At 71.3% G+C, this 19884-nt stretch carries 17 protein-coding genes and 1 tRNA gene; 10 read left to right on the top strand and 8 right to left on the bottom strand.

Features of this window, described 5'->3' with window-relative positions:
• Positions 1-143: 143 nt before the first annotated feature.
• Positions 144-326: a hypothetical protein gene (locus EDF46_RS17995; protein WP_148061161.1), complete on the bottom strand. Its 183-nt coding sequence runs from the start codon at positions 324-326 to the stop codon at positions 144-146.
• Between the two features lie 98 nt (positions 327-424).
• Here EDF46_RS17995 and EDF46_RS07085 point away from each other — a divergent pair, with 98 nt between their 5' ends.
• The 3 genes from EDF46_RS07085 to EDF46_RS07075 all read left to right on the top strand — a co-directional run bounded on the left by EDF46_RS07085 (position 425) and on the right by EDF46_RS07075 (position 4608).
• Positions 425-1126 (top strand): HAD family hydrolase, encoded by a 702-nt coding sequence (locus EDF46_RS07085; RefSeq protein WP_123505572.1) that lies wholly within the window; start codon positions 425-427, stop codon positions 1124-1126.
• Between the two features lie 53 nt (positions 1127-1179).
• Entirely contained in the window at positions 1180-1551 is a 372-nt protein-coding gene (locus tag EDF46_RS07080; protein WP_123505571.1) for a PLD nuclease N-terminal domain-containing protein, read from the top strand.
• 150 nt (positions 1552-1701) lie between these two features.
• Positions 1702-4608 carry an esterase-like activity of phytase family protein gene (locus EDF46_RS07075; protein ID WP_123505570.1) on the top strand — a complete coding sequence of 969 codons (2907 nt, stop codon included), beginning with the start codon at positions 1702-1704 and terminating at the stop codon, positions 4606-4608.
• A gap of 9 nt (positions 4609-4617) precedes the next feature.
• On the opposite strand, the gene EDF46_RS07070 is transcribed toward EDF46_RS07075, so the two are convergent.
• Together EDF46_RS07070 and EDF46_RS07065 are read right to left on the bottom strand one after the other, a co-directional pair.
• Positions 4618-5550 carry an alpha/beta hydrolase family protein gene (locus EDF46_RS07070; RefSeq protein ID WP_199738227.1) on the bottom strand — a complete coding sequence of 311 codons (933 nt, stop codon included), beginning with the start codon at positions 5548-5550 and terminating at the stop codon, positions 4618-4620.
• Between the two features lie 64 nt (positions 5551-5614).
• Positions 5615-6457 carry a bifunctional 2-polyprenyl-6-hydroxyphenol methylase/3-demethylubiquinol 3-O-methyltransferase UbiG gene (locus tag EDF46_RS07065; protein WP_123505569.1) on the bottom strand — a complete coding sequence of 281 codons (843 nt, stop codon included), beginning with the start codon at positions 6455-6457 and terminating at the stop codon, positions 5615-5617.
• Positions 6458-6673: 216 nt separating this feature from the next.
• Here EDF46_RS07065 and EDF46_RS07060 point away from each other — a divergent pair, with 216 nt between their 5' ends.
• From EDF46_RS07060 to cls, 3 genes are all read left to right on the top strand, one after another.
• Complete coding sequence (locus EDF46_RS07060) at positions 6674-7324, top strand: TetR/AcrR family transcriptional regulator (RefSeq protein ID WP_158614184.1); 651 nt, start codon at positions 6674-6676, stop codon at positions 7322-7324.
• Positions 7325-7553: 229 nt separating this feature from the next.
• Positions 7554-9203 (top strand): ABC-F family ATP-binding cassette domain-containing protein, encoded by a 1650-nt coding sequence (locus EDF46_RS07055; protein ID WP_123505567.1) that lies wholly within the window; start codon positions 7554-7556, stop codon positions 9201-9203.
• Positions 9204-9253: 50 nt separating this feature from the next.
• Positions 9254-10717 carry a cardiolipin synthase gene (gene cls / locus EDF46_RS07050; protein WP_123505566.1) on the top strand — a complete coding sequence of 488 codons (1464 nt, stop codon included), beginning with the start codon at positions 9254-9256 and terminating at the stop codon, positions 10715-10717.
• 103 nt (positions 10718-10820) lie between these two features.
• Here the strand turns inward: cls and EDF46_RS07045 are convergent, their stop codons facing one another.
• Positions 10821-11375, bottom strand: a complete 555-nt coding sequence (locus EDF46_RS07045) for a dihydrofolate reductase family protein (RefSeq protein ID WP_123505565.1) — start codon at positions 11373-11375, stop codon at positions 10821-10823.
• Positions 11376-11385: 10 nt separating this feature from the next.
• The gene (locus tag EDF46_RS07040) at positions 11386-12570 is read right to left on the bottom strand and encodes a glycosyltransferase (RefSeq protein WP_123505564.1); all 1185 of its coding nucleotides are present in this window, start codon (positions 12568-12570) and stop codon (positions 11386-11388) included.
• A gap of 74 nt (positions 12571-12644) precedes the next feature.
• Between EDF46_RS07040 and glgX the strand changes: the two genes are divergently transcribed.
• Both glgX and EDF46_RS07030 read left to right on the top strand, forming a co-directional pair.
• On the top strand, positions 12645-14669 hold the full coding sequence (gene glgX / locus EDF46_RS07035; protein ID WP_123505563.1) for a glycogen debranching protein GlgX: 2025 nt from the start codon (positions 12645-12647) through the stop codon (positions 14667-14669).
• 98 nt (positions 14670-14767) lie between these two features.
• Positions 14768-15274 (top strand): N-acetyltransferase, encoded by a 507-nt coding sequence (locus EDF46_RS07030; RefSeq protein WP_123505562.1) that lies wholly within the window; start codon positions 14768-14770, stop codon positions 15272-15274.
• 4 nt (positions 15275-15278) lie between these two features.
• Here EDF46_RS07030 and EDF46_RS07025 read toward each other — a convergent pair whose 3' ends face one another.
• Positions 15279-16130 (bottom strand): DUF429 domain-containing protein, encoded by an 852-nt coding sequence (locus EDF46_RS07025; RefSeq protein ID WP_123505561.1) that lies wholly within the window; start codon positions 16128-16130, stop codon positions 15279-15281.
• A 55-nt stretch (positions 16131-16185) separates the two neighbouring features.
• Here EDF46_RS07025 and EDF46_RS07020 point away from each other — a divergent pair, with 55 nt between their 5' ends.
• A complete protein-coding gene (locus EDF46_RS07020) occupies positions 16186-17271 on the top strand; it encodes a VIT1/CCC1 family protein (protein ID WP_123505560.1) in 1086 nt (361 codons plus the stop codon).
• 221 nt (positions 17272-17492) lie between these two features.
• Here EDF46_RS07020 and EDF46_RS07015 read toward each other — a convergent pair whose 3' ends face one another.
• Complete coding sequence (locus EDF46_RS07015; protein ID WP_158614183.1) at positions 17493-18344, bottom strand: phosphatase PAP2 family protein; 852 nt, start codon at positions 18342-18344, stop codon at positions 17493-17495.
• Between the two features lie 181 nt (positions 18345-18525).
• On the opposite strand from EDF46_RS07015, the gene EDF46_RS07010 reads away from it, so the two are divergent.
• Positions 18526-18598: transfer RNA gene (locus tag EDF46_RS07010), tRNA-Arg, on the top strand.
• A 154-nt stretch (positions 18599-18752) separates the two neighbouring features.
• On the opposite strand, the gene EDF46_RS07005 is transcribed toward EDF46_RS07010, so the two are convergent.
• Positions 18753-19778, bottom strand: coding sequence for a LacI family DNA-binding transcriptional regulator (locus EDF46_RS07005; protein ID WP_123505558.1), 1026 nt, complete (start codon positions 19776-19778; stop codon positions 18753-18755).
• Positions 19779-19884 lie beyond the last annotated feature (106 nt).

Below are 19884 nucleotides of genomic sequence, written 5' to 3'. Positions count from 1 at the left end.
CGCACGCGTCTTGCTCGCTGGCGCTCGCTCGACGCTGTGGCCTACCTCGCTTCGCTCGGTGGCCGGCGGTGGCGCGGGACCACGACAGGGCCTACCTCGCTTCGCTCGGTGGCCGGCGGTGGCGAGGGTCGCGGGGCCGGGGATCAGGAACGCGTGCACGTACCAGCCGGGAGCCAGTCCGCCACGGCGAAGGCGGGGCCGACGGTGTGCACCATCTCGTTGGCGACCGAACCCGGATCGAGGGCCGCTGCCCTCAGCGTTCTGTACCACGGCAGTTCCTGCGCCCCGATGCTGAGGAGCACCACGCCGATGAAGGGCGATCTCACGGAGGCCTCTCTCGACCGGGACGGGGTGGCACCGGCGAAGTGATGCCGAGCAGCCCCTTCGTGACCCGGCCGTCAGGGTCATCGGGCATCATGGGGGCATGGGATACAGCGCCGTCCTCTTCGACCTCTACGGCACCCTCGCGCCGGGTGGCACGAGGGCGACGCGCGACGCGGTGTCGCTCCAGGTCGCTGACGACCTCGGCGTCGACCCGACCGCGTTCTGCGACCTCGTCCGCGACACGTTCCTGGACCGCACGCTCGGCCGCCTCGGCTCGCTCGAGGAGACCCTCCGCACCCTCGCCGGCCGCCTCGGCGGCTCACCCGACGACGCCGCCGTCGAGCGCGCCGTCGGTCGACGTCTGGGGATGACCGCGTCGCTGCTCGAGCAGACCTGGGCCCTCGAGGTGCTCGACGAGCTCCGCGACCGCGGTTACGCGCTCGCGCTGGTCAGCGACTGCTCCGTCGAGACGGCCGTCGTCTGGCCCACCACGGCGCTCGCGGAGCGCTTCCAGACGGCAGCCTTCTCGTCGGTCCACGGGGTCAAGAAGCCCGACGCCCGGCTGTACCGGGCTGCGACCGACGTGCTCGGGGTCGAGCCCGAGGAGTGCGTCTACGTCGGCGACGGCGGCAGCACCGAGCTTCCCGGCGCCGCGGCGCTCGGAATGCGGGCGATCTGGCTCGACCACCCCGGCAACGACGGGGGAGCCGCCGACCCCGGCTGGTCGGGTGAGGCGATCCATGAGTTGCGCGAACTGCTCGGGCTGCTTCGACCGCTGCACGTTCCTGCGCCAGGAGACTGATCTCACCCTGTCGGGGGATAGCCGTTTCTCAGGCGATCAATAGAATCGACCGCATGTATCTGGTGCTGTCGGCGTTCTACTTCCTGCTGGTCATCGCGGCGCTCGTCGACATCATCACGCGCGACGAGTCGCAGGTGCAGCACCTGCCGAAGCTGATGTGGGTCTTTCTCGTGATCATCATCCCGGTGATCGGCAGCATCCTCTGGTTCGCGGTCGGCCGCGACTACCGGCCGCAGCCGGAGTTCGTCCGCTACGGCGATCCGCGCCGGCACTCGGCGGCCGCCGAGACGGTCGACGTGCGGGCGCAACGCGTCTCGACGACGGAGCAGCAGCTCGCCGAGCTCGACCGCGAGATCGAGTTCTACGAGAAGCAGGCGAAGCTCAAAAGGCTGCAGTCCGAGCTCGACGACAAGGCCGGCGAGTAGCGACCCGCGTCTTCCTCTCCACAGGGTGACCGTTCGGCGACGATCGCGCGAACCCTGTGGAGAACTGTCGCAGGAACTCGAGAACTCGGCTTACATGGCAGAGGTCGCGGGTCACACCGCTCGCGGGTTCCAGCTCAGGGGAGACAAGCCATGCAACGATCACACGTGCGCGCCGTCGGCGCAGCAGTCGGGGCCGCGGCCATTCTCGGCGGCGTCCTGGTGGCGGTTCCGGCTTCGGCCGCTCCGTCGTCCGGCACCGTGCGCATCCACGACATCCAGGGCGCCGCGTGGGTCTCGCCGCTCGACGGCCAGAAGGTCGCGAACGTGCCCGGCATCGTCACCGCGGTCCGCGCCAGCGGGTCGAGCCGCGGCTACTGGATCCAGGACGCGCAGGCCGATTCCGACCCCGCGACCAGCGAGGGCGTGTTCGTCTACACGGGCGCTGCGCCGACCGTGGCCGTCGGCGACTCCGTGCTGGTGTCCGCGAGCGTCAAGGACTATCGCGCGATCGCGTCGGGCACCACTCTCGCGACGACCTCGTACCTCTCGGTCACCGAGCTGACCTCGCCGACGGTGTCGGTGCTCTCGCACGACAACGCCCTGCCCGCCCCGGTCGTCATCAGCCCGACGACCGTGCCCGCGGTCTACGCCCCCGACCTCGCTGGCGCGAACATCGAGTCGACGGCTCTCGCGCCGACGCGCTCGGCGCTCGACTACTACGAGTCGGTCGAAGGCATGCGCGTGCAGGTCGACGACGCACGGGTCATCGGCCCGAGCGACCAGTACGGCGAGCAGTACATCACGACGAAGCCCGACCAGCTCGCCAGCGCCCGCGGCGGCGCCCTGCTCACCGCCGAGAACGCGACGCCGTCCGGTCGCCTCGAGGTCGTCCCCGCCGACGGCAGCAACCCCGGCGTCAGCGTCGGCGACGTCCTCAGCGGCGCGACGGTCGGCCCGATCGACTACTCGCAGTTCGGCGGCTACCTGATCACGGCGACCACGCTCGGCTCCGTCGCCTCGAAGAACCTCGCGCCGACCGTCGCCGAGAAGGCCGACCGCAAGCAGCTCTCGGTCGCGACCTACAACGTCGAGAACCTGCAGCCCACGGACTCGGCCGCGAAGTACGCCGCGCTCGCCAACGGCATCGTGACGAACCTGTCGTCGCCCGACATCCTCACCGTCGAGGAGGTGCAAGACGACAGCGGCGCCGCCGACGACGGGACCGTCGCCTCCGGCCAGACGCTCGCCAAGCTGACGTCAGCGATCAGAGCCGCCGGCGGCCCGACGTACTCGTCGCGCTCGATCGACCCGGTCAACGACCAGGACGGCGGCCAGCCCGGCGGCAACATCCGCATCGTGTTCCTCTACAACGCCCAGCGCGTCAGCTTCGTCGACACGGGCGATGCCGGCGTCGACCGCGCAACGACCGCCACCGCAGCGATCTCGCGCAGGGGCGCCTCGTCGCTGACTCTCTCGCCCGGCCGCATCGACCCGACCAGCGACGCTTGGGCGTCAAGCCGTAAGCCGCTGGTGGGCCAGTTCACGTTCCGCGGCAAGACGGTGTTCGTCGTCGGCAACCACTTCGCCTCGAAGGGCGGCGACCAGAGCCAGGACGGCCGCTTCCAGTACCCCGCGCAGTCGAGCGCCGTCCAGCGCGCGAAGCAGGCGACCGAGGTCAACCAGTTCGTGGGCAGCATCCTGAAGCACGACTCCAGGGCGGCTGTCGTCGTCGCGGGCGACCTGAACGACTACCAGTTCAGCCCGGCGATGAAGGTGCTCACGGGCCAGGCCAAGGGGAAGCCGATCCTGACCGACCTGATCACAACGCTGCCGGCGAACCAGCAGTACACCTACGACTATCAGGGCGTGAGCGAGGTGCTCGACCACATCCTGGTCACGAAGGGCGTCGGCACTCCCGAGTACGAGGTCGTCCACACCAACGCCGAGTACGCGAACCAGATCAGCGACCACGACCCGCAGGTCGTCCGGCTGTTCGGCAAGGCGGAGAAGCCCGACCTGTCGATCGCCCCGTTCGGCACAGCCGTCGGCTACAGCGACGCGCTGAACAAGCTCGACTACAAGGGAGCGGAGGTCGGCGGCCTGTCGTCGCTCGCGTACGACAAGCGCGCCCGATCGTGGATCTCGGCCGTCGACAACCACGCCGACGACCCGTCGCGCCTCTGGTTCATCGGCCGCTCGCTGCAGAACCCGACCGTGACCCGGTCGCCGCTGGTGCTGAAGAAGTCCGACGGCACGCCCTACACCGGGCTCACGGCCGACAACGAGGGCCTCGCGGTCCTGCCGAACGGCGACTACCTGATCTCGAGCGAGACCGAGCCGTCGATCCGCGTCTTCGGGCGCGACGGCGTCGAGAAGTCGCAGCTCGCCGTCCCCGGTCGCTTCGCGGTCACCGGTACGACCCTGGCCGGCTCGTCGGAGGTCGGTGAGGCCACCTCGAACGCCACTCTCGAAGGGCTGACCATCTCGCCGTCCGGCCGCACCATCGTGGCGGCGATGGAGGGGGCGCTCTCGGGCGACGTCTCGTCGAGCGGCGACGCCACGTCGCACCGGTTCCTCGTCTACACGGCTGGCAAGAGGGGCACGTACTCGCTCACGAAGCAGGTCGGGTACCGCACCGAGACCGGCATGCGGGTACCCGAGGTCGCGGCTGTCGACGACGACCGCCTCCTCGTCGAAGAGGCATCGTTCGCCGCCGATACCGGCAACGCCGTGACGCTCTACGAGGTCAGCGGGCTGTCGAAGGCGGCCGACGTCTCGAAGGTCGCGAACCTGTCGGCGGCGCCGGCCCGATCGATCCTGTCGAAGACACTGGTCGCCGATCTCGTGAAGGGCCCGACGCTCGGCGCCACAGCGCTCGAGTCTCAGGCGAACCCGCTGCTGGACAACTTCGAGGGGATGGCGCTCACCAGCGGCAGCTCCGGGCTGCGGGGCCATGGCGCCGGCAGGAAGGTCGGCGTCAGCCTGATCTCCGACGACAACTTCGGAGCCAAGCAGGTCACGCGCGTCGTGAACATCGAGCTGAAGCTGCCCCGGTAGTCCGTCCGATCAGGTGAGGTGCCGGCCCAGATGCGCGAGCTGGGCCGGCACCATCCGCCGCCAGTAGCCGACGTCGTGCGCACCCGGCTCGAACCCGCCCGCGGGCGCCGTGGCAAAACCCGCCACGTAGTCGCGCGCGGCCGGGTAGAACCCGTCACCCGTCCCGCAGTCGACCCTCACGGCGATCCCGTCGAGGGTCGACTGCCGCCCGAACACCGTGTGCGCGGCGAAGTCGGCGGGCGAGTCGAACGCGATCGACGCAGCCTCGGCGGCCGTGTGCCAGATGGCCGGGCTCTCCGCAGCGACCGCGGCCACGCGCGGCGAGCCGAGCTGCGAGGCGAGCGCCAGCGCGCCGAAGGCGCCCATCGACCAGCCCAGAAAGCCGATCCGCGCGACGTCGAGCCCCCTCTTCCGAAGCAGCGGCAGGAACTCGCCCACCACCATCGCACCGGCGTCCTCACCGGTCACCCGCCGGTGCCAGTAGGTGTTGCCTCCGTCGATCGAGGCGAGCGCGAACGGCGGCCCGCCGGCCTGGGCGTGCGCGGCGAGGTACCGGTCGAGGCCCAGGTGCGCGCCGCCGAAGGCGGAGGCGTGGGTGCCGCCGTAGCCGTGGAGCACGACGGCCACGGGGAGGGGATCGCCGGGCGCTGAGCCGGGCGGGTACGCGATCGACCAGCCCACGTCGGCCCCGAGGCGGGCCTTCGAGGCGAACGAGCCGCTCACGAGGCTGCCCCCGCCGGCGGAGGGCACGACGCCGGGTGCGCCGTCGAGGTGCAGCAGGCGGTGGAGGGTAGTGCGGCCCGGCAGGAGCCCCTGCTCGACGGCGGCGCCGCCTGCGGCGGTGAGGGCGGCTGCGGTGGCGGCAGTTCCTGCGCCCCAGAGCAGTGATCGTCGGGAGAGCAGTGATCGTCGGGAGAGCAGTGCTCGTCGGGAGGTGGTCACGTCGCGAGGCTACTGAGCGGCACCCGCCCGCGGGGTCCGCCGCGAGGACGAGACACCTGGGTCGCTAGGAGCGTTTGCGCGCGGCGATCGAGAACGCGAGCGGCAGCCGGTCGGCGTGCTCGGGGAGCACGTAGTCGCCGCCCTCCTCGACCATGTGCGGCAGGGCGGCCCAGGGGAGAGTGCGGTGCTCCTGCAGGTCGATCAGCTGGAGGCCCGCGCCGAGCAGCGCGCCGACGATCTCGGCGAGCGAATGGGGCCACTCGTACGTCGTGCGGTGCGCGATCGTGGCGGCAGGATCGCCGATGTAGGTCTGCTCGTCGTCGTACCGCAGCGGCTCAGGCCCCGGGAAGTAGCGGCGCCCGACGACCAGCAGCCCGTCGTCGCGCTCGTCATCCATCGCGTTCAGGATCGGATGGGCGTCGCGCACGTAGAAGAGGCCGCCGGGCTTCAGCAGGGCGTCGATCGTGCGTGCCCAGGCGCCCAGGTCTTCGAGCCAGCAGAGCACGCCGATGCTGGTGTAGACGACGTCGAAGGTCTCGTGGACGTGCCCGGGAGCGTCGTCGACGGTCGACTCGACGAACGTCGCGCGGTCGTCGAGGCCCGACGCGGCGGCCAGGTCGCGCGCGGCCGCGATCGACGCAGGCGAGAAGTCGATGCCGGTGACCGTGGCGCCGAGCCGCGCCCAGCTGAGCGTGTCGGTGCCGATGTGGCACTGCAGGTGCGCGAGCGCGAGGCCGTCGACGGTGCCGCCGGGCAGGAACGGGGCCATCAGCGGCACGTCCTCCCGCACGACGTCGGAGAGGTAGTCGGGCGACGCCGCGAACCGGTCGACGCGGTACCCCTCCAGGTGCGGTTCGACGCGGTCGTCCCAGTTCGCGCGGTTGGTGTCGGTGTGCTCGGCAGGCATGGCTCCCCCTCGGTCGGTGCCGCCCGGGAGGGCAGCCGACCAGGATGCCAGGTGCGGCGGCGTGGCGCCACCCCCGAGGCGATGCGGGCGCAGGAACTGCCGCCCCGGCCCCCGGCGCGACCATTGCGTCCGAGGCCGCTTGGCGTTGTCTGGGCGTTCACGCGCTCAGGAACCATCGGGGAGGCGGCCGAGTTCCTGCGGTCTAGGCTTTCGGGCGTGGACAGCCCCGGAACGCGCAAGGTCGGCCGACCCCGCGATCCGCTGGTCGAGGAGCGCCTCCTGCGCGTCACGCAGGAGCTGATCGCCGAGATCGGGCTCGACTCGCTGACGATGAACCGCGTCGCCGAGCGGGCCGGGGCGAGCAAGGCGACGCTCTTCCGGCGCTGGGACGACAAGCGGTCGCTCGTGCGCGACGCGGTCGCCGCCTTCGACGTCGACACCACGATCCCGAACACGGGGGCGCTCCGCACCGACCTGGAGGCCCTGATCCGCACCTGGGTGAGCCCGATCGGCTATCCGCCCGCGGAGTTCCGACACGTCATCGCGGCGATCTCTCGAGACCCCGACATCTGGCGCGCCTTCGACGCCGCCACCCACGCCGAGCGCACCCGCTCGCTGACCGTCATCGTGAAGCGCGCCGTGTCGCGCGGCGAGGCAGAGCCCCTGCGGTACGACGCCGCATTCGTCACCCGCGCCGTGCACTCGCTCGCCGTCGAGCACGCCGCCCAGCGCGAGCTGCCGCTCGACGAGGCCTTCGTGGCCCGCGCCATCGAGAGCATCGTCGAGCCGATCCTGGGCGTCGGGCGCGACCCCGAGGCCGACGCGCGCGACGTGGCCGCTGGCATCCCCCTGCACGTGCGGCGCTAGCGCGCCGGCGCCCCGGCGCCCCGGCGCCCCGGCGCCCCGGCGCCCCAGCGCCGCCGCCCCGCCGCCCCCGCCGGCAGGCCGGTGAGGAGTCGCTCGTTGCTCTAAACCGCCCTGGCGGCGAGCAACCAGCGACTCCTCACCGGCCTGGGGCGGGGCTGGGCGGGGCGCGGGGCGGGGCGCGGGGCGCGGGCGCGGGGCGCGGGGCGCGCGGGGATGGGACGATGGGGGCATGACCGCCACGCTCGTCGCCAAGGGGCTCGCCGGCGGATACGCCGCTCGCACGCTGTTCGACTCTCTCGACCTGACCGTCGCCCCCGGCGACGTCATCGGCCTCGTCGGCGTCAACGGCGCGGGCAAGTCGACGCTGCTGCGCCTCCTCGCCGGCGTCGACCAGCCGCTCGCCGGGACGGTGTCGCTCTCGCCGAGAGACGCGTTCGTCGGGTGGCTGCCGCAGGAGCACGAGAGGATCGCCGGCGAGACCGTCGGCGCGTACATCGGCCGCCGGACGGGCTGCGCGACGGCGACGCTCGAGATGGACGCCGCCGCAGCTGCTCTCGCCGACCCCGACGGGGGCGACGCGGCGGCCGACGCCTACTCGACGGCGCTCGACCGATGGCTCGCCTCGGGCGCGGCCGACCTCGACGAGCGGGTGCCCGTCGTGCTGGCCGACCTCGGGCTCGACGACGCCGTCGGGATCGACAGCGAGATGACGGCGCTCTCGGGCGGGCAGGCCGCCCGGGTCGGGCTGGCCGCGCTGCTCCTCAGCCGCTTCGACATCGTGCTGCTCGACGAGCCCACGAACGACCTCGACCTCGACGGGCTCGCGCGGCTGGAGGAGTTCGTGGGCGGCCTGCGCGGCGGCGCGGTGCTCGTCAGTCACGACCGCGAGTTCCTGCGCCGATCGGTCACCGCCGTGCTCGAGCTCGACCTGCCCCAGGCGACGCACCGGCTCTTCGGCGGCGGGTACGACTCGTACCTCGACGAGCGCCAGATCGCCCGCCAGCAGAAGCGCGACGCCTACGACGAGTTCGCCGCGACCAAGGCCGACCTCGTCGGGCGGGCCCGCACGCAGCGCGAGTGGTCGAGCCAGGGCGTCCGCAACGCGATGAAGAAGTCGCCCGACAACGACAAGATCCGCCGCAAGGCCGCCGCCGAGTCGAGCGAGAAGCAGGCGCAGAAGGTCCGGCAGATGGAGTCGCGGATCAGCCGCCTCGACGAGGTCGACGAGCCGCGCAAGGAGTGGCAGCTCGAGTTCACCATCGGCCAGGCGCCGCGCTCGTCGTCCGTCGTGGCGACCCTCTCGGAAGCCGTCGTCGAGCAGGGCGACTTCGCCCTCGGGCCCGTGTCGCTGCAGGTGAACGGCGGCGACCGCATCGGCATCACCGGCCCGAACGGCGCTGGCAAGTCGACGCTGCTCCGCGCTCTTCTCGGGCGGCAGGAACTCGCCGCCGGCTCCGCCTCGCTCGGCGCCACGGTGGCCGTCGGCGAGGTCGACCAGGCCCGCAGCGTCTTCACCGGCCGCCGCGCGCTCGCCGACGTCTTCGAGGCCCTCGTGCCCGAGCTGACGCAGGCCGAGGTCCGCACGCTCCTCGCGAAGTTCGCGCTCAAGGCCGACCACACCGGCCGCGCCGTCGACGAGCTGTCGCCGGGTGAGCGCACCCGTGCCGGGCTCGCGCTGCTTCAGGCCCGCGGCGTGAACGTGCTCGTGCTCGACGAGCCCACCAACCACCTCGACCTCGCCGCCATCGAGCAGCTCGAGCAGGCCCTCGACTCGTACGACGGGACCCTGCTGCTCGTCACCCATGACCGGCGCATGCTCGAGACCGTGCGGCTCGACCGGCAGTGGCGCGTCGAGGCGGGGCGGGTGACCGAGCTCTGACCCGTGTGGCGGCGTTCACGAGGGCCGCAGGCAGGCGCTAGCCTCAGACCATGAGCTGGAAGTCCATCACGGCGACCGTGGCCAAGATCGTCGTCGGCATCAACTTCTTCCTCCGGGTGACATCGGTCATGGCGGTGCCCCGCAACCGGCGCCCGACCACCGCCCTGGCGTGGCTCCTCGCGATCTTCGCCGCGCCGATCCCCGGCGTGATGGCGTTGAACCTGTTCGGCTCGACCCTTCTCCCCAAGGGGCGCCGTGAGAAGCAGGCCGAGATCAACGGGTTCATCCTCGAGACGACGTCGGGCCTCGACCTCGTCACGAAAGAGGAGAGCTGGCCGCGCTGGTTCGGCTCGGTCGTCGACCTGAACCGCAAGCTCGGCGCAATGCCGCTCGTGGGTGGCAACGACGCGCACATCCTCGCCGACTTCGCGGGCACGATGCGCGCCATGACCGACGCGATCGCCAAGGCCGAGCGCTACGTGCACGTCGAGTTCTACCTCTTCGCCTACGACAGGGCGACGGTCGAGTTCTGCCGGGCCCTCGAAGACGCGCACCGGAGGGGCGTCACCGTCCGGGTGCTCTACGACCACTGGACGACCATGCGGAACCCCGCCTCCAGAGACACTCTGGCGTGGCTCGAGCGCACCGGGATCCCGAACCGCGCCATGCTGCCCGTGAACGCGCGAACGCTGCTGCGGCGCCGCCCCGACCTGCGCAATCACCGCAAGGTCGTCGTGATCGACGGCACCATCGGCTTCATGGGCTCGCAGAACCTCGTCGATCCCGATTACAACAAGGCCTCCAACCGGCGTCGGCACCTGCGCTGGAAAGACCTGATGCTCCAGCTCGAGGGTCCGGTCGTCGCCGGTGTGAACGCCATCTTCATCACCGACTGGTTCGCCGAGACCGAAGAGCTCCTGCAGCGCGAGGCCGACCCCATCCACGACGTCGTCGAGCCCGACACGCTCGACTGCCAGATCGTGCCCTCGGGGCCGGGGTTCGAGGGCGAGAACAACCTCCGCCTCTTCAACGCGCTCGTCTACGGCGCCCAGGAGAAGCTGATCATCGTCAGCCCCTACTTCGTTCCCGACGACTCCATGCTCTACGCGATCACGACCGCGGCCCAGCGCGGCGTCGAGGTGCAGCTGTTCGCCTGCGAGGTCGGCGACCAGTTCATGGTCTATCACGCTCAGCGCTCGTACTACGAGACGCTTCTGCGCGCCGGCGTGCGCATCTTCCTGTACCGCAAGCCGATCGTGCTGCACGCGAAGCACTTCACGGTCGACTCCGACGTCGCCGTCGTCGGGTCGAGCAACATGGACATGCGGTCGTTCAGCCTGGACTTCGAGGTCTCGGTCATGATCCGCGGCCGCAGGTTCGTCTCCGAGCTCGCGAAGGTGCAAGACGACTACCGGGCCGAGTCGCGCGAGCTGTCGCTGACCGAGTGGCTCGACCGGCCGCTGCTGTCGCGGATCCTCGACAACGTATGCCGGCTGACGGCGGCGGTGCAGTAGAGCGGTCCCCCCCGGGCCGCTTCGCTAACCGTCTGACGCACGACTCGCCGACGCGACGGTCAGCGGTGCGTGAAACGGTTAGCGAAGGGACGCCGGCGGGGCGTCAGGGCGCCAGCGCACCGGGGGTGTACGTCAGGATCGCGACGCCGGTGGCCGTCGTGCGCGCCTCGGCGAGCGTGAGCGGCACGGGGCCCGCGCCCGGCGCCCAGAGCGGGCGGCCGGTGCCGACGACGACGGGAAACACCATGAGGCGGATCTCGTCGACCAGGCCCGCGGCGACCAGGGCGCCCAGCAGCTGCGCGCTGCCGTTGATCAGGAGCGTGCCGGTCGACGCGTCGTCTTTGAGGGCGCGCACGGCCTCGACGACGTCGGTCGCCAGCGGAGACGCGTTCCACGTCAGCGCGTCGGGCGTAGACGTCGCGACGAACTTCGGCATCGAGTTCATCTTCACGCCGAACTCGCCGGTCTCGGCCTCCATCTGAGGCCACGCCTGCGAGAAGCCCTCGTAGGTGACGCGGCCGAGCAGCAGGGCGTCGGCCTCGATGAGGTTGTTGTACTGGAACGCCTGGAGCTCTTCGGCGAAGTAGGGCGCCGACCAGCCCGGCTCTTCGAAGACCCCGTCGAGGGTGACGTACTCGACTGCGACGATGCGACTCATAGGGCAGAAGCTAGCGCACCGAGGTGACCTGCCGGTAGGCGGCGACGAGCCCGTCGGCGGAGTGGGCCCAGCTCAACCCGGCGGCACGGACGCGCGCCGCGGTCGCGAGCGACGCAGCGAAGCCCCCGTCGCGGAGGATGCGCTCGATCGTCGATCCCCAGACCTCGGGGGCGCGCGACCGCAGCACGACGCCCGTCACGCCGTCCACGACGGCTTCGCGGAGGCCGCCCGCGGCCGCAGCGACGACGGGCGTGCCGCTGGCAGCAGCCTCGAGGGCCACCAGGCCGTAGGTCTCGGAGTGCGACGGGACGACGGCCACGGCGGCCTCGCGGAGCAGCGCGGCGAGGTCGGCGCGCGGCTGCGGACCGACGAACCGCACCCGGTCGCCGATGCCGAGCCCGTCGGCCAGGGCGCGGAGCTCGCCGGGGTAGCTGCGGTAGTCGACCGACTCCTCGCCGGCGATGACGAGGTCGGGGCGCACGTCGGCGGGGATCGCGGCGACGGCCTCGATCGCCAGGTCGAACCCCTTGAGCGGGTCCAGGCGGCCGGCCGCGACGACGAAACGCGTCTCCGAGCGCGCACCCGGCCGGAACATCACCGAGTCGACCCCCGGCGGCACGACGTGCACGCGGTCGGGGTCGCCGCCGAGGCGGTGCACGACGGTCTCCGCCTCGGCGGCCGAGATGGCGACCACGCCGTCGGACTCGACGGCCAGCCGGGCCTCGCCGGCGAGGCGCCCGGGCGACTCGGGCCTCTCACCGTCTGACAGCGGGCTCGCCGGATCGGCGGCGATCGAGTGGAAGCTCTGCAGGTGCGGCAGCCCGCGCTCGCGGGCGTAGGGCATCGCCGCGATGCCCGAGAACCAGTGGTGGGAGTGCACGATGTCGTACGGCCCGAAGGCCTCCAGGGCGGCGCCGAAGTCGGCCATGTAGAGCTCGTGCATGCCCTTCGCCAGGGGCTCGGCGGGGCCCGCGTCGAGGAACCTCAGCACGACGCCGTCACCCAGCGACGTCGACTCCGGCTGGTCGGGCGACGATCGGCGGGTGAGCACCTCGACCTCGTGGCCGAGCGCCCCGAGGGCCACCGCCTGGTTCCGGACGACGACGTTCATGCCGCCCGCGTCGCCGATCCCGGGATCGGACGCGGGTGACGTGTGCAGGCACACCAGGGCGATCCGGAGAGGGGTCGAGGGCATCGTCCCAGCGTATCGGCCCGGCCGGGGTACGTCGCGGCCGGACGATCTCAGCCGCCGACCGGTATCACTGAGCCATGACCTCCTCCTACCCGTACCCGCTCGGTGTCTCCGTCGTCGACGGCGGCGTCCGTGTCGCCGTCTACTCCGAGACCGCCACGGCCGTCTACTTCTGCAGCTTCGACGCCGACGGCGCCGAGACCCGGCAGGAACTCGACACGCGAACCGGGTACGTCTTCCACGGCTTCGTTCCCGGCATCACTCCGGGCACGCACTACGGTCTGCGGGTCGACGGCGCATGGGACCCCGCCAACGGCCTCCGCCACGACGTCGCGAAGCTCCTCCTCGACCCGCACGCCCGCGCCATCGACGGCGGCTTCGAGTGGGGCCAGGCCCTGTTCTCGCACGAGTTCGACGACCCGTTCGCGCGCAACGACGAGGACTCGGCGGCGTCCATGCCGAAGTGCGTCGTGACCGACGACTCGTTCGACTGGGGCGACGACGCACCGCCGCAGGTGCCGCTGGCCGAGACGGTGCTGTACGAGGTCCACGTCAAGGGGTTCACGAAGAGGCACCCGGGGGTCGCGGCGGACACGCAGGGCACCTACGCGGGTCTCGCAGTTCCTGCGGTCATCGAGCACTTCACGAAGCTCGGCGTGACCAGCGTGGAGCTGCTGCCCGTGCACCAGTTCGTGCAGGACGACACCCTCGCCGACAAGGGACTCCGCAACTACTGGGGCTACAACTCGATCGGGTTCTTCGCGCCGCACAACGAGTACTCGTCGTCGGGCCAGGCCGGCCAGCAGGTCGCCGAATTCAAGTCGATGGTGAAGGCGTTCCACGCGGCGGGGCTCGAGGTGATCCTCGACGTGGTGTTCAACCACACCGCCGAGGGCAACCACCAGGGGCCGACGCTGTCGTTCAAGGGCATCGACAACGCGTCGTACTACCGGCTGGTCGACGACGACCGCCGCAGCTACTTCGACACCACCGGCACCGGCAACAGCCTCAACGTCGGGCACCCGGCCGCCCTGCGCCTTATCATGGACTCGCTGCGGTACTGGGTGACCGAGATGCACGTCGACGGCTTCCGCTTCGACCTCGCGACCACGCTCACCCGTCAGGACGGCGACGCCGAGAAGCACAGCGCGTTCCTCGACCTCTGCCACCAGGACCCGGTGCTCGCGCCGGTCAAGCTCATCGCGGAGCCGTGGGACACCGCGGGCTACCAGGTCGGCGGATTCCCGGCCGACTGGTCGGAGTGGAACGGCAAGTTCCGCGACGACACCCGCGAGTACTGGGGCTCGGGCGACGTGCTCGGCACCTTCACCCAGCGCGTGCTCGGCAGCCCCGACGTGTACGAGGGCGACCGCCGCGCGCCGGTCTCGAGCGTCAACTTCGTGACCGCGCACGACGGCTTCACCCTGCGCGACCTCACCTCGTACGCCGAGAAGCACAACGAGGCGAACGGCGAGGACAACAACGACGGCGAGAGCAACAACGCCTCGTTCAACGGCGGAGTCGAGGGCGACACCGACGACGCGGGGGTGCTCGAGTGGCGGGGCCGCCAGCAGCGGAACCTGCTGGGCACCCTCCTGCTGTCGGCCGGCGTGCCGATGCTGCTCGGCGGCGACGAGCTCGGGCGCACGCAGGGCGGCAACAACAACGCCTACTGCCAGGACAACGAGATCTCGTGGTTCGACTGGGAGAACGTCGACCAGGAGCTCCTCGACTTCACCACCGCGCTCGTCTCGCTCCGGAAGTCGTCGAAGGCCCTGCGCCCGGAGTGGTTCCGCACCGCCCCCGGCGACTCGGCCTCGACCGTCGAGATCCTCCGCGCCGATGCCCGTCCGTTCGAGGAGCACGACTGGCAGGATCCCGAGAACCGCGCCGTCATGTTCGTTCTCGCGCACGAGGGCGCCGACACCCTGGCCGTCCTGATGAACGCCGCCCACAACGGCGTCGAGTTCACGCTGCCCGAGGCGCCCTCCGGGGAGTGGGAGCTGGCGATCTCCAGCGACAGCGAGCAGCAGGTGGCCGCTCCGGTCTCGACGCTGATCGTCCGCGACGCCTCCTTCACGGTGGTCCGCTCACGCGCCTGATTGTTCACATGCCCCGGCGTGAGGGGTCGGTGGTTGCTCGGCGGGCAGGCTCACCTGAGCAACCAGCGCCCCCTCACCGGGACGGATAGGGTCTCTCCATGCACTCCAGCTTCGCCGTCCGCTCCGTCAGCGAGGACGACTGGCGCCAGGTGCGGTCGCTCCGCCTCGAGATGCTGGCCGACACCCCCATCGCGTACGGCGAGACGCTCGAGACGGCTCTGCGCCACCAGGAGCCCGAGTGGCGCCTGCGCGGCCGCCGCGGCACCGACCGCAGCTCCGCCTCGTTCGCCGCCATCGAGGTCGCCTCCGGGCGCTGGATCGGCACGATGGGCGGCTACCTTCCGACGGGCGGCGAACCGCTGCTCGTCGGCGTCTACGTGGCGCCCGACTTCCGCGGGGCGGCGGCGGGCGTCGCCGACCTCCTGCTCGACGCCGTCGAGGCCTGGGCGGACGGGTACGGCGAGGAGCTGTTCCTGCACGTCCACGAGGACAACCGGCGTGCCGTCCGGTTCTACGAGAAGCGCGGGTTCGTCGACACCGGCCGCCGCCTCGCCTACGAGCTCGAGCCCGGCGGGCGCGAGGTTGAGATGCGCAAGCAGCTCTAGCGGGTCAGAGCAGGCGCTGCGTCGGCCGGCACGGCGTGACGATCGTCGCAGGGCGCCCCGCCTCGTCGAGCGGCTCGTCGCGCCCCAGCACCTGCGTGCGGTCGAGCCCGTGCCGCAGCCACACCGACGCCGTCCAGGCGCAGAGCACGGCATCGATCAGGTCTTCGCGATGCTTGTGCCCCGGGCCGTCGAGCGGCGTGGGCGACTCCAGCAGGTCGGCTGTGAGCGGGTGCGACCGGAGGTCGACAGGAGGGTCGGCGGCGTCGAGCCGGGCCAGCCGCCCGATCAGGTCGTCGGTCGCCGCGCGCCGGGCCAGCCGAGCCTCAGCGGGTGGGAGCGCCCGGTCGAGCCGCTTGTACCGCGGCCGCTCGACGTCGTAGCCCAGCTCGGACATCCCGACGAGGGTGGTGAACGGGTAGCACTCGAAGGCGACTCGGGCTCCGTCGGCGGGTGGCGATGTTCCTGCGACCACGGTCACGCCGTGCTCGTCGAGGAGATCGCGCAGACGGAGGCCGGCGAGCCAGGGGAGGGCCTGATTGGTCGCATTGCACGAGACCTTCCAGCGGCCGTAGGCGCGCCCGACCTGCTTCTCGGACTCGCGCATGCCCGTCGCGTTCGGCACGACGAGGGGCGCGTCGACGGCGATGACCGCCCCCGCGCCGGTGTGGCGCAGGATCCACTCGGCGGTCGCGTCGACCCCGCGGGTCCAGCCCGCGTCGACGATCGTGCCGTCGGGCTGCATCGCGCAGACGCCGGTCTCGTTCGCCAGCCTCGCCCGGGTCGCCGGCCCGGTCGTCGACGCCGGCCTGGCGGGAGACCCCTCGCCCCACGCGAGGTCGACGCCGATCAGGAGCACGAGCCCACGGTAGTCGCGGCGGCTCCGAGTCCGGCGCGCGGACTACCCTTGCGGCATGAGCGACCTGGCGCCCACCCGCACGCCCACCCCGGCCGACCTGCGACGGTGGCGCCGCTACCTCGCCGACGAGCGAGCGGAGGCGGCCGTCTACCGCGACCTGGCCGCGCGGCGCGCGGGGGAGGAGCGCGACATCCTGCTCGCCCTCGCCGACGCCGAGGGGCGCCACGCGCAGCACTGGCTCGATCTGCTGGGCGACCGCGTGGGCAAGCCCGCCGGCACCGACCTCCGCACCCGGATCCTCGGCCTGCTCGCCCGCCGCTTCGGCTCGATCTTCGTGCTGGCCCTCGTGCAGAGCGCCGAGGGCCGCTCGCCGTACGACGCCGACGCCGACGCGACGGACGCCATGGCGGCCGATGAGCGGATCCACGGCGAGGTCGTGCGCGGGCTCGCCGAACGCGGGCGGTCGCGGCTGTCGGGGACGTTCCGGGCGGCGGTGTTCGGCGCGAACGACGGTCTGGTGTCGAACCTCGCGCTGATCCTGGGCGTGAGTGCGACAGGGGCCTCGCACGCGGTGGTGCTCGTGACGGGCCTCTCGGGGCTGCTCGCCGGTGCGCTCTCGATGGGCGCCGGGGAGTACGTCTCCGTCTCGTCGCAGCGCGAGCTCCTCGCGGCGTCGACGCCCGATCCCGACGCGCAGAACGCGCTCCGCCACCTCGACGTCGACGCCAACGAGCTGTCGCTCGTGTACCGCGCCCGGGGCATGTCGCAGGAACTCGCGGACACCCGCGCCCGCGACGCCCTCGCCGCGCTCCCCGCGCCCGCCTTCCCCGCCGGGGGTGCCGACTCGGCCTCCGCCGACGCGCACGAGGCCATCGGGTCGGGCCTCGGTGCCGCCGTCTCGAGCTTCCTGTTCTTCGCGTCGGGCGCCGTCATCCCCCTGATCCCGCTGTTCTTCGGAGCCACCGGGCTGACGGCCGTCGTGGTCGCCGCCGTGCTCGTCGGGCTCGCCCTGCTCGGCACGGGGGCCGTCGTCGGCCTCCTGTCGGGTACCTCGCCTCTGCGCCGGGCCCTGCGCCAGCTCGCCATCGGGTACGGGGCCGCCGCCGTCACCTACGCACTGGGGCTGGCTTTCGGGGCGTGACCCGGCCGTCTGGGTCCGCTCGCCGCGCCGCGCCCCGCTCCTGCCTCGGGCGTCCCGGTCTTTTCGAAATTCAAGGAGAAAAGCGCGGACGCAGCCGACCTCATGCCGATAGGCGGTCGTCGCGGCAAAAATTTCCTTGAATTTTCGGCGACGAGCGGGGGCAGGGCAGGGCGGGGCAGGGGCAGGGGCAGGCGGCGGGGAGAAGACGGGAGCGGTGCCGGTCAGATCGAGCGGTCGAGCTTCCACGCCAGCCACGCCGTCGCGATGACCACGCCCGACGACAGCAGCCGCGCGCCGACCAGCACACCCGGACCTGTCGACATGGTCAGAGTCATGTCCTCGCCGACGCCGATCGCGAAGATCGCCCCGGCGGCCGCGAGCGTCGCCACCATCGCGAGGCCCAGCAGCCCCGACGTGAAGCCGTGCGCCTTGCGTCCCACCGTGTCGCGGGCGTCGTTCGACCAGACGGCCGCGGCGCTCCGCACGATCGCGAGCCACAGCATGCTGACCGCGCAGGCCCCGACGACGTCGCTGACGCGGTGCCAGCCGAAGGCCACCGTCTGCTCGGCGACCCAGGCGGCGAAGAGCGTGCCGACGATCATGATGAGCGGCCGGAGGTGGCGCCCGAACGCGGTGCCGAGCGCCAGCACGCCGGCGACCGCGATGGTCACGTGCCCGCTCGGGAAGCTGTTGCTGAGGGTCAGCGAGGTGAGCTCAGGTCGCGGAGCGATCGCCTTCACGACCTGCGCCGTCGCGATCGCGCCCACGATCAGGGCCGCTCCCTGCAGTGCCGCACCCGGCCGCCGCCGCACGAACGCGATCACCACGACCACGCCGACCGCGGCCAGCACCGCCGGGATCGTGATCGCGTCGAGGGCCCGCCCCGACTTCAGCAGGGTCTCGCCGTCGACTGACCGCAGGATCGAGTCCTCGATCATCTGGCCCTGCTTGGTCAGCACCGCCGCCGTGTACACGCCGCCCAGAGTGATCACCGAGCCGACGCTCGTCAGCATCCACCGGGCCGGCACATGACGACGCACGGCCGTCCGGGTCGGGAGAGTGGTGGCGTTCACCCCGTAATCCAACCGCACGGCGCCTGACAGGAGCCTCTGTCCCGACCGCCAAAGAGCGGTGAGGAGGCGCACACCCCGCCCTCGGATCAGGGCGCAGGAACTCGAGATGGAGACCTCGATTCGCGCCCACCCCCGCCCTCGTGTAATGTTTCCTCTGGCCATTCGGCCAGAAACAACCTGCGCGCTCGTAGCTCAACGGATAGAGCATCTGACTACGGATCAGAAGGTTGGGGGTTCGAGTCCCTTCGAGCGCACGTGCTTGCTACACGACACTGAAGAAGTCACACGACAGCGAAGATGTCACACGACAGCAAAGAAGTCGTGGAGCAGAGCAAGAGAACTGAGTTGAGACAGCAGTAAGGCGAGGCCCCGCACTTCAAGGAGTGCGGGGCTTTGCTTTGCCCTGCGTCAGGCCGACTCGCGTCCGACGACGTGCACGGCTTCATACGACCGGCCGGGATGGCCGACGCCGGCTATGGCGTCGACGAGCCGCTGGGCCGCGACACGGCCGAGATGCTGCAGGTTCATGTCGACGCTCGTCAGGGGCGGTCGTGACTCCGTGACGAGCAGATCCCAGTTGTCGAACCCGACGACTGCGATGTCGTGCGGCACTCGCCTGCCGAGGTCATGGAGGGTGTCGAGCACCCCGCGAGCGATGTGGTCGCTGCCGGCGATGATCGCATCGATGCTCGGATCGCCGTTCACGAGCAGTCGAGCGCAGTCACGCCCCCAGGCTTCTCCCCACTGGCCGAACAGCGCCCGCCCGCCGGCCAGCTCTAGTCCGTGGTCGGCGAGCTCGGCGATCACGCCCGCCGCGCGATCCTGGGCGGCCGCATACGAGGCCTCGCCGTTCACGAGAGCGATGCCGCGCCGGCCCGACTCGACGAGGTGGCGGACGGCCAGTCGACCAGCCAGATGGTTGTCCGGCGTGACCGACGAGTCGGCGTCATCGGTCGACGGCGCGTAGACGTAGACCACAGGGATGTCCGAGGCGAAGGTCGCGGGCGGTCGCGGGTTCGTCGTGCGTCCCACGATCAGCAGGCCGTCGACCTTCCGTGCCATGAGGGTCTGGATGTGCAGCTGCTCTCGCAGGACATCGTCGCGGGCGTCGGCCAGCAGGACCGAGAGGGAGCCCGACCCGAACGCGTCCTCCGCGCCGAGCAGGATCGGCAGGACGAAGCGGTTGTCGAGGTCGCTCGTGATCATGCCGATGGTGTTCGTGCGCGACGAATTAAGGGCTTGGGCGAAGTAGTTCGGCGTGAAGTCCAGCGATGCGGCGGCGGCCTCAACCCGGAGCCGGGTGGCCTCCTTGACGTGGGTGCGCTTGTTGAGCGCCTTCGAGGCTGTCGCGACAGAGACGCCCGCGGCGCGTGCGACATCCGTCAGGGTGACCTTGCCGGAGGCTTCGCGGGGCGGGCCGCCGGTGATGGACATGATCCGAAATTAGTTCAGGACTGGGTTGACAAGCAAGCGGTCCACAAAATATGGTCCTTCCGAAACCGGTTTCGGTTTTGGTTTCAACGGAGAGATCGAGTCCCCA

Origin of the sequence: Frondihabitans sp. PhB188, from assembly GCF_003752365.1 — a bacterium.
GTDB lineage: Bacteria > Actinomycetota > Actinomycetes > Actinomycetales > Microbacteriaceae > Frondihabitans.
Note: the sequence above shows the minus strand (reverse complement) of the source record. Positions and strands in the feature narration are given on the sequence as shown.

Bases quoted from the DNA above. Each gene is read 5' to 3' on its own strand.
- EDF46_RS07085 (WP_123505572.1), top strand. From the start codon at position 425: ATGGGATACAGCGCCGTCCTCTTCGACCTCTACGGCACCCTCGCGCCG.
- EDF46_RS07080 (WP_123505571.1), top strand. From the start codon at position 1,180: ATGTATCTGGTGCTGTCGGCGTTCTACTTCCTGCTGGTCATCGCGGCG.
- EDF46_RS07075 (WP_123505570.1), top strand. From the start codon at position 1,702: ATGCAACGATCACACGTGCGCGCCGTCGGCGCAGCAGTCGGGGCCGCG.
- EDF46_RS07065 (WP_123505569.1), bottom strand. From the start codon at position 6,457: ATGCCTGCCGAGCACACCGACACCAACCGCGCGAACTGGGACGACCGC.
- EDF46_RS07055 (WP_123505567.1), top strand. From the start codon at position 7,554: ATGACCGCCACGCTCGTCGCCAAGGGGCTCGCCGGCGGATACGCCGCT.
- cls (WP_123505566.1), top strand. From the start codon at position 9,254: ATGAGCTGGAAGTCCATCACGGCGACCGTGGCCAAGATCGTCGTCGGC.
- EDF46_RS07045 (WP_123505565.1), bottom strand. From the start codon at position 11,375: ATGAGTCGCATCGTCGCAGTCGAGTACGTCACCCTCGACGGGGTCTTC.
- EDF46_RS07040 (WP_123505564.1), bottom strand. From the start codon at position 12,570: ATGCCCTCGACCCCTCTCCGGATCGCCCTGGTGTGCCTGCACACGTCA.
- glgX (WP_123505563.1), top strand. From the start codon at position 12,645: ATGACCTCCTCCTACCCGTACCCGCTCGGTGTCTCCGTCGTCGACGGC.
- EDF46_RS07030 (WP_123505562.1), top strand. From the start codon at position 14,768: ATGCACTCCAGCTTCGCCGTCCGCTCCGTCAGCGAGGACGACTGGCGC.
- EDF46_RS07020 (WP_123505560.1), top strand. From the start codon at position 16,186: ATGAGCGACCTGGCGCCCACCCGCACGCCCACCCCGGCCGACCTGCGA.
- EDF46_RS07005 (WP_123505558.1), bottom strand. From the start codon at position 19,778: ATGTCCATCACCGGCGGCCCGCCCCGCGAAGCCTCCGGCAAGGTCACC.